This window comes from Serinibacter arcticus (assembly GCF_003121705.1).
GTDB lineage: Bacteria > Actinomycetota > Actinomycetes > Actinomycetales > Beutenbergiaceae > Litorihabitans.
Genome location: NZ_PYHR01000002.1, coordinates 2,742,662 through 2,757,575, shown reverse-complemented (window position 1 = coordinate 2,757,575; position 14,914 = coordinate 2,742,662). Strand labels below are relative to the sequence as shown.

General features: G+C 69.1%; 11 protein-coding genes. 2 read left to right on the top strand and 9 right to left on the bottom strand.

Translation table 11 applies throughout. The features are described 5' to 3' along the window. Window positions 1-147: 147 nt before the first annotated feature. The 3 genes from C8046_RS12330 to C8046_RS12320 form a co-directional block, all read right to left on the bottom strand. Window positions 148-1,347 (bottom strand): ROK family transcriptional regulator, encoded by a 1,200-nt coding sequence (locus C8046_RS12330; RefSeq protein WP_199224466.1) that lies wholly within the window; start codon window positions 1,345-1,347, stop codon window positions 148-150. 99 nt (window positions 1,348-1,446) lie between these two features. Continuing rightward, window positions 1,447-2,304, bottom strand: coding sequence for a hypothetical protein (locus C8046_RS12325; protein ID WP_109229707.1), 858 nt, complete (start codon window positions 2,302-2,304; stop codon window positions 1,447-1,449). A gap of 156 nt (window positions 2,305-2,460) precedes the next feature. Then, the gene (locus C8046_RS12320) at window positions 2,461-5,706 is read right to left on the bottom strand and encodes a chitobiase/beta-hexosaminidase C-terminal domain-containing protein (protein ID WP_109229706.1); all 3,246 of its coding nucleotides are present in this window, start codon (window positions 5,704-5,706) and stop codon (window positions 2,461-2,463) included. Window positions 5,707-5,943: 237 nt separating this feature from the next. Between C8046_RS12320 and C8046_RS12315 the strand changes: the two genes are divergently transcribed. Further along, the gene (locus C8046_RS12315; protein WP_109230916.1) at window positions 5,944-6,300 is read left to right on the top strand and encodes a nuclear transport factor 2 family protein; all 357 of its coding nucleotides are present in this window, start codon (window positions 5,944-5,946) and stop codon (window positions 6,298-6,300) included. 14 nt (window positions 6,301-6,314) lie between these two features. Here C8046_RS12315 and C8046_RS12310 read toward each other — a convergent pair whose 3' ends face one another. The 6 genes from C8046_RS12310 to C8046_RS12285 all read right to left on the bottom strand — a co-directional run bounded on the left by C8046_RS12310 (window position 6,315) and on the right by C8046_RS12285 (window position 13,448). Then, window positions 6,315-6,773, bottom strand: a complete 459-nt coding sequence (locus tag C8046_RS12310) for a GNAT family N-acetyltransferase (protein ID WP_109229705.1) — start codon at window positions 6,771-6,773, stop codon at window positions 6,315-6,317. A 64-nt stretch (window positions 6,774-6,837) separates the two neighbouring features. Then, window positions 6,838-7,464 carry a Pr6Pr family membrane protein gene (locus C8046_RS12305; protein ID WP_109229704.1) on the bottom strand — a complete coding sequence of 209 codons (627 nt, stop codon included), beginning with the start codon at window positions 7,462-7,464 and terminating at the stop codon, window positions 6,838-6,840. Between the two features lie 63 nt (window positions 7,465-7,527). Continuing rightward, the gene (locus C8046_RS12300; protein WP_109229703.1) at window positions 7,528-8,730 is read right to left on the bottom strand and encodes an amidohydrolase; all 1,203 of its coding nucleotides are present in this window, start codon (window positions 8,728-8,730) and stop codon (window positions 7,528-7,530) included. Between the two features lie 533 nt (window positions 8,731-9,263). Next, entirely contained in the window at window positions 9,264-11,282 is a 2,019-nt protein-coding gene (locus C8046_RS12295; RefSeq protein ID WP_109229702.1) for an AAA family ATPase, read from the bottom strand. 222 nt (window positions 11,283-11,504) lie between these two features. Continuing rightward, window positions 11,505-12,167, bottom strand: coding sequence for an S-layer homology domain-containing protein (locus C8046_RS12290; RefSeq protein WP_235866310.1), 663 nt, complete (start codon window positions 12,165-12,167; stop codon window positions 11,505-11,507). A gap of 570 nt (window positions 12,168-12,737) precedes the next feature. Next, window positions 12,738-13,448 (bottom strand): hypothetical protein, encoded by a 711-nt coding sequence (locus C8046_RS12285; protein ID WP_146197153.1) that lies wholly within the window; start codon window positions 13,446-13,448, stop codon window positions 12,738-12,740. Between the two features lie 334 nt (window positions 13,449-13,782). Here C8046_RS12285 and C8046_RS12280 point away from each other — a divergent pair, with 334 nt between their 5' ends. After that, entirely contained in the window at window positions 13,783-14,409 is a 627-nt protein-coding gene (locus tag C8046_RS12280) for a TetR/AcrR family transcriptional regulator (protein ID WP_109229699.1), read from the top strand. Window positions 14,410-14,914: the final 505 nt, after the last annotated feature.

Below are 14,914 nucleotides of genomic sequence, written 5' to 3'. Positions count from 1 at the left end.
CTCTAACGTCTGGATTTAATCGGTCAAGGGGCGGATCGCATCCGTGTCCCATTCGTGATCCGCGAGGGGTTTCCGCACCCTCCGCGAGGGGGTTGCGCACCACCGGCGAGGGGCTTCTGCACCACCCGCGAGGGGGTTGTGGCGTCCTCAGGCCCCCGCGGGCTGCGCCACCAGCAGGGACGCGTGCGGCGTGAACGCGGCGTCGAGGACCTGACTGGCCGCCCCGACCGCGCCGATCCACGGCCCGAGCGCCGTCCCGCCCACCTCGACCCCGTGCAGCTCCCGCATCGTCGCGTGCCCGGCGAACTCGGTCCGGGCCGCGGCCGAGAGGTACGGCGCCAGCCGCGCCCAGTTCGCGCCGCCGACCACCACGCCGTCGGCGTCGATGAGGTCGGAGACGATGACGATCCCGCGGGCGAGGCGGCGCGCGGCCCTGTCCAGGATCTCGCGCGCGACGGCGTCGCCCGCCTCCCCCGCCGCGGCCAGTCGTCCCATGGCCACGTCGAGCTCCGCGGGCGTGCCGCGCGGCGTCGAGGCCGGCAGCACCCCGCCGTCGACCGCCTCGGCCACGAGCCGGTCGAGCGCGACGCTCACGCCGAGGCAGCCGCGGTTGCCGCAGAAGCACGGCGGCCCGTCGGCGTCGACGATGAGGTGGCCGATCTCGCCGGCGTTGCGAGAGCTGCCCGAGAGCACCTCCCCCTCGCGGGCGAAGGCGAACCCGATGCCGAAGCCCAGGTAGACGAACAGCGTCGTCGTGTGGAGCTCGTGGTGGCCCTGCCAGAGCTCGGCGACCATCGCGGCCGCGACGTCCTTGTCCAGGAGGGTGGGCAGCCCGGTCGCGTCGGCGAGGCGGTCACGCAGCGGCACGTCGCCCCAGCTGGGCATCAGCGGCGGGTGGATGACGCGACCCGCCTCCGGGTCGATCGGTCCGGGGGCGGCGACGCCGAGCCCGACCACCTCACCACCCGGCACCAGCGCGCGCATCCGCGCCACCTCGTCCGCGATCGCGGCGACGACGGCGGGCGACCCGTCCGGCGTCGTCACCACCGCTCGCTCCACGATCGTCCCGGCCAGGTCGAGCAGCACGATCGTCACCGAGACGGGGTCGATGTGGGCGCCGAGCGCGTAGCCGGCGCCGGGCCGCAGGTGGAGCAGCGTGCGGGGTTTGCCGCGGCCGGTGATCTGCCGCTCGCCCTCCTGCACGAGGCCCTGCTCGAGCAGCCGGCCCACGACGTTGGAGATGGTCTGACCGGACAGCCCCGTGACGGCGGCGAGCTCGACCCGGCTGACGCTCACGCGGGCGCGCCGGATGTGGTCCAGGACGACCAGCTGGTTGTAGTCGCCCATCCTGGGAAGGTTCGTGCCGCGTCGCCCCGGATACCTCATCGCACCTGCTCCTGGCGGCCCGCCCCGTGCGGGACCCGCAGTGTCAGGGTACGACGGCGCTCAGGCCCGTCCGATCCAGACGGTGTTCAGCTCCCCGAGCGGCACCGCCGCGACCTCCGCGAAGCCGACGGCCTGCAGCAGCCGGGCGCGGTCTCCGTCGAGCGCGACGGCGAGCACGTCGCCGTCGCCGCGGACCACGGGGGCGACGACGGCGCGCGCGAGCGCGACCACGGCGGCCGGGTCGGACTGCGGGGCCACCGTCACGGCGAACAGCACCAGCCGGGGCTCGTGCGCGTGCACGTGCTCCATCACGCCGGCCATCGACTCCATGAGCTGCGGGCGGACGTGCTCGGGCGGGCCGATCGCCTCGCTCGGGTCGGGCAGGTGGAGCTCGCGCTCGAGGATGCGGTGCAGCTCGTCGGAGGCGCCGGGCAGCGCGCCGGGCATCCAGACGGAGATGGCCTGGAGCGTGCCCGCGTCGTCGTGCGCCACCCACAGGTCGCCCTGCTCGAGCACCACGTGCGAGATCGCCATGCGGGCCGCGGAGCGCGCGGCCTCGGGGTCGACGGGACCGTCGGGGTCGCCGTCGCCGTCGATGTCGACCTCCTGGCTGCCCTCCCGCAGGAGCCTGACCACGGAGTTCACGTCGACGAGACCGCCGCGGCGCACGGTCACGCCCGCGACCGTGGCCTCCGCCGTCGGGACGGCGACGGCGGGGTCCAACGTCAGGGTGTCGGTGGTGGCGACCGTGTCCGTCGGGTCCGGGTCGACGGCGAGGAGCTCCTCGGCGTCGGCCTCACCCGGGACCGGGCTGCCGGGCTCCGGCAGCAGCGCGAGCTCGATCGTCGCCCCGTCGATGCCTGACCCTCCCGCCAGGGCGGTGAAGGTGGTGCTGACGGTGGGCGAGGAGCTGCTCATACCCGCGACGCTACGGGAGGAACCTTGACGAGCGCTGGAGGTTCGCTTGGCGCATAACTGGGAACCGCAGGCTGTGGACGACGGATCCCCGCCCCACCCGGATCGGGTGGGACGGGGATCGCCAGGAACCGCTGGTGCTACCTGTGCTCGATCGGCTCAGCCGCGGTCGTGGACGTAGCGGTAGAGGAACGCCGCCATCGCGTCGCGGTTGACCGGGTTGAGCGGCTGGAACACCGAGGTGCCGTCGTTGCCGACCCAGCCGGTCGCGATCTTCGACTGCGCGAGCCACGCGATCTCCGCGTAGAACGCGTCGGTCGTGGCCACGTCCGTGAACGGCGAGGTGGCCGGGGCGTCGAACGTCGGCTCGTCGGCCAGGCGGTAGAGGAACGCCGCCATCGCGTCACGCGCGATCGGCTCGAGCGGGCGGAACTGCGCCTTCCCCGTCGCCGGGTCGACCCAGCCCGTGGAGATGCCCTCCTGGGCGAGCCAGGTGATCTCCTCGTAGAACTGGTTGCTCGGGTCGACGTCGGTGAACGGCGAGACCTCGGGCAGCTGGACGTCGGGCGAGCCCGACAGCCGGTAGAGGAACGCCGCCATGGCGTCGCGGGCGATCGGGGCGAGCGGGCGGAACTCCCGCGTGCCGTCCTCGTCGACCCAGCCGGTCGAGATGCCGGCGTTCGCGAGCCAGTCGATCTCCGTGAAGAACTGGTCGCCGTCGGCGACGTCGGCGAACCGGATCGGCTCGGGCGGCGCCTCCGCGTAGACCTGGACCTCGACCAGACCGGCGGCCCAGTGCGCGTCGTTGCCGTTGTGGTCGTTCTTGACCGAGGAGATGTCCACGCGGACGTGGCGGTAGGTGCCCTCGAGGTCGTCCGTGGTGAAGGCGACGAGACGGTTGGCCTCGCGCTGGGCGATGCGCTCCCACGTCGTGCCGTCGAGCGAGCCGTAGACGGAGTAGGTGCTGCGGCTCTCGGAGCCGTTCCAGGAGCGCCACGACAGGTCGATGCGCGCCAGGTCGCGGGCCTCGCCGAGATCGACCTGCCAGCTCGCCGGCACGGTCGACGGCTGCCAGTAGTTGGTGCTGTCGCCCTGCAGGTTGAGGTTCGTGACGATCCCGTCGTTGGCGCGGGACGCCGGCGTCGTCTCGGAGGAGGCCGTGGCCGGCTTGCCCTGCGAGACCAGCTCGACGCGCGGCGTCGTGATCTCCGCCGTCACCGGGTCGAACGACCAGCCGGGCTGGTAGGTGAGGCTGACGTCGGTGCCGTCGATCTCGAGCGGCAGCCAGACGTAGGTGGACGTGCCGAGCTTCTTGGAGTTCCAGCGGTCGCCCATGTAGAGGTAGGAGCGCTCGCCCGCCTCACCCTCGACCGTGATGATGTTGGTCGGCTGGCTGTAGAACGAGGTGTTGTTGCCCACGAGGCTGAGGTCGGACCAGCCCTCGGGGTCGGACAGGTCGGTCGTCGAGGCGACGCGGGTCTGGTTGGGGTACCAGCCGCTCTGGCCCGAGGTCATCACGAAGTAGCGACCGTCGATCTTCACGACGGCGGGGGCCTCGCGGTGACCGCCGGCGAACAGGCGGTAGGACGTGTCGAGCTTGACGGTCGTGTAGTCGTCGCTCAGCTCGTAGACGCGCATGTTCTGGTGGTCCTCGGTGCTGAACAGGTACGCCTTGGCGGAGTCGGGGTCCTTGAAGACCGTGAAGTCGCGCGAGCCGTAGCCCCACAGGCCGTCCGTGCCGGGGTAGGTCGGGTCGGCGTGCTCGGTGCCGACGACGCCGACGCCCGGGCGGAAGTTGCCCGTGATCTCGTAGTCGCCGTCGATCGTGTCGCTCGTCGCGACGATCACGTGCGAGGCCGAGTAGGAGTTCTCGGTCTCCCAGTGGCCCCACATGACGAACTTGTCCGTCGCCTCGTTGTAGAGGAGCTTCGGGCGCTCGATCTTGCACTCGTCGCCCTCGGAGGCGAGTGCGGCGCTCGGGTAGAGGCCGGTCTCGCAGACGCCGGGCGTCTCGGTGGTGACGATGTCGTGGACGTGCTCCCAGTTGAGCAGGTCCTGCGAGCGGTAGAGCGAGACGGCGTTGAGGACGGCGCGGTCGTGCGCCTTGTTCTCGCCGATCCAGTAGAACCAGCCCTCGTGCTGCAGGAACCCGCCGCCGTGGGCCTGGATGGAGTCGCCGTTCGTGTCGTACCAGGTGCGGCCGACCGGCGGGGCGGTGTACGGGCTCGTGGGCACCGGGTCGATGAGGTAGTCCGCGGTGACGACGGCGCTGGCCGTGCCGTTGCGGATGGTCACGGCCTGGACGGAGGTGTCGGAGGTGACCTCGATCGGCGCGCTGTAGCGGGTGCCGTTCGCGCGCGAGGGCACGGAGCCGTCGGTCGTGTAGTAGATCGAGGCGCCGGCGGTGGTCGTGGCGAGCGTGACCTGCTGCGCGGTCTCGTAGACGCCGGTCGGGACGCTGATCGTCGGGGCGGCAACGACGACGGGCGTCGTGTCGACGGCGACCGTGCCGCGGGCGACGGCGACCCACGAGACCGCGGGGGCCTCGGTGCCGGCCGTCCGGCGGAAGTTGAGCGTGACGTCGCCGGCCGCCGTCGTGGTCACGGTGCCCGAGAGCGTGGCGCTGCGCGAGGAGCTGTTGACGACGACCTGGTTGCCGACCGGGGTGTCGGCGGCGAGGCCGGCGCCCGAGGCGAAGGCGCGCAGCGTGCGCGGACCGCTCCACCACTCGTTCACGCCGGCGGTGATCGTGTAGGTACCTGGTTCGAGGCCCGACAGCGTGTAGCTGAGCGGCAGCGCGGAGTTGTTGATGCCGTACAGACCGTTGGAGGCCTTGTCCTTGGAGTCGTACGGGCTGGGGCGCCGCGTGCCGTCGTAACCGGAGGCGTTGTAGCCCCAGGAACCGGCGGCGTAGGCCTTGTCGGAGGCGGCGTTGAGCAGACCGTCCTCGAGCGCGGCCACGGCGTCGAACGACGTGGAGACCTGGCCGGCCGTGCCGGAGTCGATGAAGTAGGCGAGGTCCTCGGGCACGACCTCGACGTAGGCGGTCGTGGCGAGCGTGCCCTCGACGAGCCCGGCGACCGGGACGGTCGCGTAGTGGCGGTCGAAGACCAGGTCGGAGGTGTCCCACTCGACGGCGGCCTCGCGCGTGGCGCCGGCGGCCGTGCGGACGGTGACCTCCTCGGGCAGCTCGGGCGTGCCGTTCGCGACGACGGCCGCACCGATCGGCGTCGGGACGGCGACGGCCGGGTCGGTCGGGTCGGCGGCGGCACCGACGGCGGTCAGGCCGACGAGACCGACGGGGATCGCGGCGAGGGCGGCGACGGCCCGCAGGAACGGGCCGGCCGACCTGCGGTGGGGGGCGGTGATCGGTGACGGGGGTGCACCGGATGACGTCTGCGTCATTGAACTCTTCCTCGAGTACCAGGGGGAGACCGGAGATCGGTCAGATGGTGACGTAAACACATGCGGGCGGGTGGAGTCAACCGATTCCGTCTGGTGGATGGGTTTTCAACCGATGTGGGGCCGGTGACAGGACACCTCCCGGCCGAACAGCGCGAGGTGATGACGTCACCAGCGGCGGTGAGGGTGCAACGATCGGACGTGACGTCGGCCCGCGACGCCCGCTCGAGAGGGACACCCGTGACCACGACCTTCGCCCCGTACGACCCGGTGGACCTGCCGGCGCCAGTGCTCGCCTACCTCGACGCGCGTGACGACGAGCGGTTCGCCGACGCCGTCGCTCTCTTCGCCGCGGACGCGACCGTGCTGGACGACGGCGGCACCTACCCGGGGATCGACGCGATCCGCGCGTGGGTCGAGCAGACCTCGACCGAGTTCACCTACACGGCCACCCGGATCGGGCAGCGGGTCGAGGACGGGGGCGACGTCGTCGTGCAGGTCCGTCTCGACGGCACCTTCCCGGGTGGGACGGTGACGCTGCGCTACCGGTTCGCGCTGGACGGCGAGCGGATCACGCGGCTGGCGATCGCGGTCTGACCGCCGGCGCGGCGTCAGAGCGCGCGCGTCATGAAGACCGAGTGCGGGTCGAGGACGTAGTCCCCGAACGGCGGGCAGGGGCGGAAGCCCTCGCTGCCGTACAGGGTCCTGGCCGGGAGGAAGAGGTCCTCGACCCCGGTCTCGAGCCACAGCGAGCGGTGCCCCGAAGCAGCGGCCTCGGCGACGAGGTGGCGGAGCAGGGCGCGCCCCGTCCCCCGGCCGCGGCCGGCGGCGCTGGTGCGCATGGACTTGATCTCCGCACGCTCGGGGTCGAGTTCCTTGAGCGCCGCCATGCCGAGCAGCTCCGCGCCGTCCCAGGCGGTGAAGAATCGCATCCCCGGCCCGACGAGAGCGTCGGCGGCGAGCGCGTGGACGCTCTCGGCCGGCGAGGTCGCGTGCATCTGGGCGAGGTGCTCGGCGACGAGGGCCCGCACCGCGGACCCGGTCAGGTCGTCGGGTCGGATCGTCAGCATGGCGGCATGGTGCCATCCGCGCGTTTCTGCGATGTTGCCCCGCCCGGGCCGCGCGGCGGGGTGCTCAGCCGCGCCGCTCCACCTGACGACGTCGCGCGTTGCCGACTCCGCGCACGAGAACGGCCAGCAGGACGAAGGCCACCAGCAGCCCCGCGCAGTAGGCGGCGACGCCGCCGTACCCGCCGACGGCGCCCGGGTTGAAGAACGGGTAGCAGTAGAAGCCGGTCGCGGCACCCCGGAGGACCGAGTAGATCGTGTAGACGACCGGGACGGCGACCCAGAGCATCGCGGTCCGGAGGCTGACGGGCGTCCGGGGAGGCAGGAGGATCCAGTCGAGCACGACGATCAGGGGGAGCAGCATGTGGTGCACCACGTTGACCCACGGGAGCAGACCTCCGAGATCGGCGCCGACGAGCAACGTGTTGAAGACGATCCCGACGAAGGCGAGATAGACCACCGAGGCGCCGCGGACCGCCTCCCACCCGGGACCGCCCGGACGCTTCCGGAGGAGCTGGACAGCGCCGACGACGAGCACCACGCTCCCGAACAGGTTGCTCAGCGTCGTGAAGTAGCTGAAGAAGTTGACCAGCCCGAAGTCGGTGCGGATCGCGATGACGAGCTGCGTCACCACCCCCGCGAGCGAGGCAGCGGCCGCGAGGAGACGGACGACGACGGGTCCGAGCGGGTTCATGGGTCGACGGTACCCAGGGGCGGGACCGGTCGCCCGACGGCGCGGCTCCCGACGTGCGGATGGCTACCGTGCCGGTGCGAGCCACGCACGCGCGGCGGTGACGAGCGCCTCGACACCCCGGGTGAGTGTCGGTTCGATGACGGGTGCGAAGTGGGGCGAGTGGTTGGAGGGCACGTCGCGATCCAGGGTGCCGGCGGCTGCGGCCGCCAGGTACGACGGCGTGTCGGCTCCACCGAGGATCCAGTAGACGAGCGGCGCTCCGGCCGCGGTCGCGAGCAGTCCGACGTCCTCGCTGCCGCTGACCTGGCCGGGGTCGAGCACGGCGGCGTCCCCGAACGCCGCGCGGAACGCAGCCTCGATGCGTTCAGCACCCGGGACGTCGTTGACCAGGACCGGGAAGGACTCCACGTGCTCGATCAACGGCGCAGGAGCTCCGGACGCGGCGGCCTCGGCGCGGACGATCCGTTCGATCGCGTCGAGGATCCGCACGCGCACCTCCTCGGTGAACGCGCGCACGGTGAGACCGAGGGTCGCGGAGTCGGGGATGACGTTGTTCGTGGTGCCCGCGTGGAGGCGCCCGACCGTGACGACCGCCGTCTCCTGGGGGGCCACCTCCCGGGCCACGATCGTCTGCAGCCGCAGGACGACCGCGGCGGCCAGCACGACCGGATCGATGGTGGTCTCCGGGCGGGAACCGTGACCACCCCGGCCGACGAGCGTGACGTCGAGACTGTTGGCCCCGGCGAACGCCGAACCCGGGTGCACCCCCACCGCACCGGCGGGGGCCGGCCCGACGTGCTGACCCAGCACGACGTCCGGCACCGGCACCTTCTCGTAGAGCCCGTCATCGATCATGGCCTGAGCCCCGCCGCCGCCCTCCTCGGCAGGCTGGAAGAGCGCGACCACCGTGCCCGACCACTCCTGTCGGGTCTCGACGAGCCGATCGGCGGCACCGACCAGGCACGCGACGTGGACGTCGTGACCGCACGCGTGCATGACTCCGTCGACCTCGCTGGCGTAGTCCAGTCCGGTGTCCTCCCGGACCGGGAGCGCATCCATGTCGGCGCGCAGGAGCACGGTCGGGCCGTCCCCGTTGTGCAGGACCCCTACCACCCCGGTGCGACCGATCCCGGTGACGACGTCGTAGCCCGCCGACCGCAGTCGTTCCGCAGCGATGCCTGCCGTGCGCGTCTCCTGGAACGCCAGCTCCGGGTGGCGGTGCAGGTCGCGGTAGAGCTCCGCCGGGGACTGGGAGACGTCGGTCATCCGGCCATCGTGCCCCAGGTCGGAGGCGCGTGAGAGGTCGAGATGGTGAGCCTGGGCGGCGGGCCGTCGGGTAGCCGTGTCGGAACCTCGGCGAACGACGACGACGGCGCCGCTCACCTCGGGAGGTGAGCGGCGCCGTCGTCGTCGTTCATGTGAGACGACAGGCAAAGTGGCCTTTACCTTTGACGAGAATCTGGCGATCCTCGAGACCTCACTGGGCCCGAGAGCATCACTCACGGTCAACCTACTTGGCAACTTCTGGGTCTATCCAGGTCGCGCCAGGTCCCGGTTCGGTCCCGATGTCCTCCATGGGCGACCTTCGTCTCGTGTGCCCGAGTGAGATTGGGGCGCTAGTTTCGGAGCAATGGAAGCAGGTCGACGAGCGACCGGCCCAGCACCCCTAGAGCGCTCCTCCACTGCCGGTGGGCTGCCTCCCGCGGGGCAGTGAATCGTGTTGAGCTGCGCCAGGCTCCCTCGCCCCGCCCTACAGCCGCAGAGGGTCGTCCCTCGGATCCCAGCCGACTTCGCACGGCCTAGACGAGCGCCTTATTAATCGCGGCGAGCAGCTTCGCGACCCCTGCTTGCTCATCGGCTGTGAGGTCGGTGACCTCATGCGAACCGATCCAGCGGATGAACCCCCGAACGAGCTTGAACTTGGAGAAGCCGCTGACTTCCTTGGTGAGGATGTCGATGATTGGACGGTGAGGCTGCGCTGTCGCCGTGGCCGTGACGTCCCAACCCATATCGTCGCGAGCAACGCGAACCAGGGTTTCGCGCAGGAGGTCCTCAATCTCGGGATGCGAGACCGTTGGGCTGCAGTAGTCCTTCGTCCGCAGGATCTTCTTGGAGGTCAGTAATTGGACGAGATCATCCTGAGCGGCGGCGCGGTTTCCAGCTTGGTCCGAGTCGAGTAGCGCCGCGACCTTCAGGTTCTGGCTCACGAGGATGGTGGCATAGTAGGCGACCTTGCTAGCCCCCGAGGCCGGGACGATGCTGACGCCAGTCCGCAGTCCCTTGCCCGCGTCAGTGAAGGCGATGTTGAGCGCTTCTACGTACATCATGTCGGTCAGACCTTCGCAGATCAGGTTCCGGCTCTGCCCGAAGAGGCTCTGGGCCAACTCGTACCCCAGGGCGATCTGAAGAGGGTAGATCGAGCGGGGGTCGTCAACGACCATCCGAGTGTGCACTCGCGTGCCGGTCGTGCGATCAGTCATCTCGACGATCCGAACGAGGTCAAGCTCATCCGTGCCCACCATGAAGGGTGAGTGGGTGGAGTAGACCACCTGGTTGTCCTCGGCGAGCCGCGAGACCGTCTTCCGGAACTCCTGTTGCTTGAGCGCGTGCAGACTGAGTCCGGGCTCATCGAGGAGCAGGATCGCGTTGGCGAGATTATCCCTCGCCTGGGCCTTGAAAACCACGAAGAACGAAACGAGCCAGCGAAAGCCCTCACTGCGTTGATCGAGCTCGACCTCGACACCGATGTCGTCGACGACCACGACCTTGAGGTACTGACCGTCGACGACGAGTCGGAGCTGAACGGACTCGTCACCCCAGACTTCGCGGATCGAGCGGGTCAGGTCAACGCTGGCTGCGTTGAGTCTGTACTGCCTGTCATCGAGCGCCGCCTGACGATCCGTCATCGCCGTCTGGTACTCGGCGCTGCCGGCACCCCCTCGGTAGTTCTCAGGGCGAGGTTCCCCGGCGGCGAGCTCCGACAGCTCCGCAGCGGTGTGTCCCAACAGGCGCAGCAGACACAGGTTGCCGAAGTCGTACTCGACGTCGATGTCTCCGGCCGCCTCGCGCGCTGCCAGGGCGGCGAGGTTGATGCGTGGCCGAACCGTGAAGTACGTCGAGTAGTAGACGAACAGCGGGATCCGCGCTCGCACGGCCTTCCCAGCAGCTGCAACCGAGACCGCCAGCGTGACGTGCCCCTTGATGCGGTCGAAGCGCTGCTCCTCCTTCTCATCGTCCTCATCGATGAGCGGGTACGCCTCGGCGAGCCAGGCCGTGAGCTTGGTCGCGAAGACGCCGTTCAACGGAGCTGTCGCGGAACGCCCAGTGTTCAGAGCGTCAAGCGCTGCGACCACTTCGCCTGTGTCGGTCCGATTCGCCAAATGCGCCCGGAGCCGGGCCAGGTCCTTCTCGATATCGTCCTGGACTGCAAAGAGTCTTGCGTGACCGAAGTTCCACTTCAGCGAGTTGTCCAGGTACCGGAAGACCGTCAGAACCTCGACATCGGTCGAGAGCGGCGAGTGCTCAATCACAAGCGCCTTGTCAGCATCTGTCAGGCGAAACGTCGCCCTCGCGACCACGACGTCGTCGGGAGATCTCTCCCCGCGCTGCACCTCGGTATAGCGCGAACGCGGGTAGTCGCGCAGTGCGCTGAAGCCCTCTGTGTCGCTTGGAGCATTGATCTGCTGCAACGCTCGGAGCACAGCCGTCTTCCCGGCCTCGTTCACTCCAACGAGTAGCGTCTTGGCGTCTTCGACTTCGACCTCTCCGCTATCGTGGACCGACCGGTAGTCAGAGATCTGGAACGACTTCAGCAGCATCTATCTGGCTCTCCTCCAGGGGCCGAGCCGGCCCACGCGTCGCCGCCATCTTCACTCATCAGCGCTACTTTCGCACGGCGGAGACTGCAGCTTCCCACGAACGTTCGGCTCCTTCGACCCCGGACCTTGCTGACCTTCCTCTGGTCCAGCGAGGGTGGCGCAATGACGACGGGGGCGTCACCTCGCGGTGACACCCCCGTCGTCGTTTGGTGCTGTGCTCGATCAGCTCAGCTGGTCCTCGTAGCCCTGGTACCTGAACAGGAAGGCGGCCATGGCGTCGCGGTTGACGGGTCCGAGCGGCTGGTATTGCGCCGTCCCGTCGTTGCCCTGGAAGCCGGTAGAGATCCCTGCCTCACCCATCCATGCGATGTCGGCGTAGAACTGGGTGCTCGGCGTCACATCCGTGAACGGGGAGGTCTCGGGGAGCGTGACAGCAGGCTCGTCCGCGTACCGGTAGAGGAACGCGGCCATCGCGTCGCGCGCGATCGGCGCGAGCGGTCGGAACTCCGCTCCCCTCGCCGTGGTCCATCCTGTGGTGATCTCCTGCTCGGCCAGCCAGGTGATCTCACGGTAGAACTGGTCTCCGGGCGCCACGTCGACGAACGGCGAGGTCTCAGGCTCCTCGAAGGCCGGCGAGCCCGCGAGACGGTAGATGAACGCCGCCATCGCGTCACGCGCGATGTGCGTGACCGGCCTGAACTCCTGGCCGGCCGGGGTGGTCCATCCTGTGCTGATGCCGCGGGCAGCCAGCCAGTTGATCTCCAGCGCGAACTGGTTGTCATCGGCGACGTCGACGAACCGGTCGCGCACGACGACGGTGAACGTCGCCTCGCGCGTTGTGTTCTCGGCAGTCAGCGCGAGGGTCACCACCTGCTCGCCGAGCACGTCGGGGCTGTAGTCCGAGACGGTGAGCTCGTCCCACGGAACGGTGTCGATGCTGCCGTCGGTGTAGGTCGCCTCGACGACCTGGCCGGAGGGCCCGGGTCAGGCCGCGGTGCAGGACAGTTCCCCACAGGAGCGCGATCAAGACGGGCCCGACCCGGTCTCTGCGTCGTCACCGGCGATGAGCTGGGCGATCTGGGCGGTGAGCTGGGCGCGAACGGTGTCGCTGATGCGCTGGTTGCTGAGGGAGTCGTAGGACCACAGCCCATCGGCGGTCCGGCACGCCAGAACTCACGGAGCGCCCGGGGTCCGTTGCGGCCTCGTCCGGGGATGGGGTCCAGCGTCGCTGCACCTCATCCAGTGGGTGGTTTAGGGAGGCGTCGTGACCGGTGGCGTGGATGAGCTCCAGTTCGCCCCGGGTGGCGGAGGCGGTGGCGGTGGCCAGGGTGATGTAGGCAGCCGTTCGCTCGGTGCGAGTGGCCCTTTCGGCACTCTTGCCGGCGATCGAGATCAGCCGCGAGCATGCCGTTCTCTATCACCGTAGAACGAGAACACCGTGGGGACGGAGGTGGATCAACCCCCAGTGATCGCCTTCACCGCACCCCCGGCGACCAAAACCGTTCCCGCCCATAGGGATTGCCCGCCAGCTTTCGCGAACGAGTCCACGAACGTGTCGCGAAGGCCTACCCACCAGACCTTGCGCTCTGGATCACTCTCAGCCGCCTCAGCGACTGCTGTCGCCCCAACAAACTCGTTGACAGCAGCTACGTAGTCGCGCGGCCTCCTGGAGGTCAACGCTTCCTCTATACGCGCCAGGACCGAGAAAAGGTAGTGCTTCGTCGAGTCGGCGAGCCCTGCGCCCTCGATGTGACTGCGTGCGTCTCCGATCGCGGCGATGACTCCATCGAGCGCTTCAGACCGGGGGAACTGAGTCGACCCGTAGACCTCGATGAGGTGCCCAATGGTCCGAAGGTTGGCAAGGCTTGCCTCGGAGATCGCGGGCGTCGTCCGGTTGACTCCGGCACCCCAGGGGAAATCTTCTGAGAGGACGGCCTTCACCCAGTCGGGGATGCCGTGCCGGGCGTTCACGTCAATCATCCCGCGCGCCTGAAGGTCATCGAGCTCGGACACGAGGTTGGCGAGAGCACGCATCGCCGCAACAGTCTGGTCGCTGTAGTTTGTGCCGGCCTTCTTGGCGGCCTCCATGCGAGCCTGTCGTGGACCTGAAGGTCCGACCGACCACGACTCGAGGATGTCGGCGAGTGCGAAGGCTGGGTTGCTCACCTCCCCAGCGTATCTAGCCGTCTCCCGATACGATTCCCCTCCCATGTCTCCCCTGAACTAGTCGACCTGTGAGGAGCGACCTCCCATGCGCCTGCTCACGAGGGCGTCTGCCCTGGAGCGGCTGAGTTAGCAACTTGTTCGAGTCCTCGCGCAGGCTCGAAGAGCGGAACGAGCGGCTCGCAGTCGCGAGCCTAGTCGGCGAGCGAACGAGCAGTGCAGTCACTGAGCAACAGCGCAGGGCCTGCGCTGTTCCGTGACTCTCGGTTTGCCCGAAACGCTCAGAGGAGGAGGCGATAGGACCAGGACGCCCCCGCCCGAGCGATAGCCTCGAGCCATGGCTGACCCGGTGAGCGTGGACGCAGAGGTGACGCTGGGGCCAAGGGCGAGAGCCAGGCGCGACTCGATCGCACTACACACGCTGTCCTGCGTCAGGGAAAACGGGTGGGACGCCACGACTATCGATCACATCGTTGTAGCTGCGGGCGCGAGCCGGCGAACGTTCTTCAACTACTTCAAGACCAAGGCTGACGCGTTCTGGTATGCGGCGCAGATGGGACAGGCCGATCTCCTGGCGCAGGTCCGTTCGGCTGGCGCAACGTCTGACCCCTGGGGCGCTGTTGTCACAGCCCAGGTGTCCTGGGCTCATCAGGTGGAGAAGCGAGGACGTCAGGGCTTGCAGGCTCTGATCGAGATGATCGACTCAGTCGATGAACTAAACCGTTCCGTCCCGGTTCACGAACTGCTCTGGGTCGATGAGGTGAGTCACGTCCTCACTGCGCCAGATCACTCTCCTCAGGCTCGAGCCGCGACTCGTGCCGCAGCAAGTTCATTCAACGAGGCGCGTAATCAGGTCACGCGTCTTTGGGCTCGTGAAGAGATCGACGACCTCGCAGAGGCGATGGACGATGTTCTTTCAGCACTCTCGCGCGGTGCTCAGCAGGCTGCGGCCTCGCTCGCCTAGATAGACCTCCCGACAGTCGGCCTGATGCTGGCCGAGTAGTCGGTGCGAGGGCAGAGGGGCTCTGAAGGCGTCCGGCGTACGCCTCGCTGCTTCACGTCTGCCTTGGCCAGCGTTAGACCTCTCTCAACTAGCTATCGACTCCTGTGGCGCGGTGGCGGACCCAGGTTGTGGCTTCGTCGCGAGCGGGAGCGGGGCCTGCGTGGAGGGCTGGGGGCTGATCTCGAGCATTCCGTCGTGATCGAGTCGCACGCGGGAGCGGGTCGCCGTCAGGAATGCGTACTCATCGAGCATGACACTGCCTCGACGACGAGCCCGGTTCCATCGCACGCCTGAGTTCCGTGCGGGTACGACTGCCCGCTGGTACCGCTCCAGTCGGGTGAGCGCGAGCGTTTGGGCCAGGCCGGCGATGGCCGCCTCCACGCTCTTGGTCCCAAAGCGGCCGGGGAGGAGAGCGATGACTTCGGGCCCGCGATCGGATAGAGCGGGCGATACTCCGAGGAGGTGG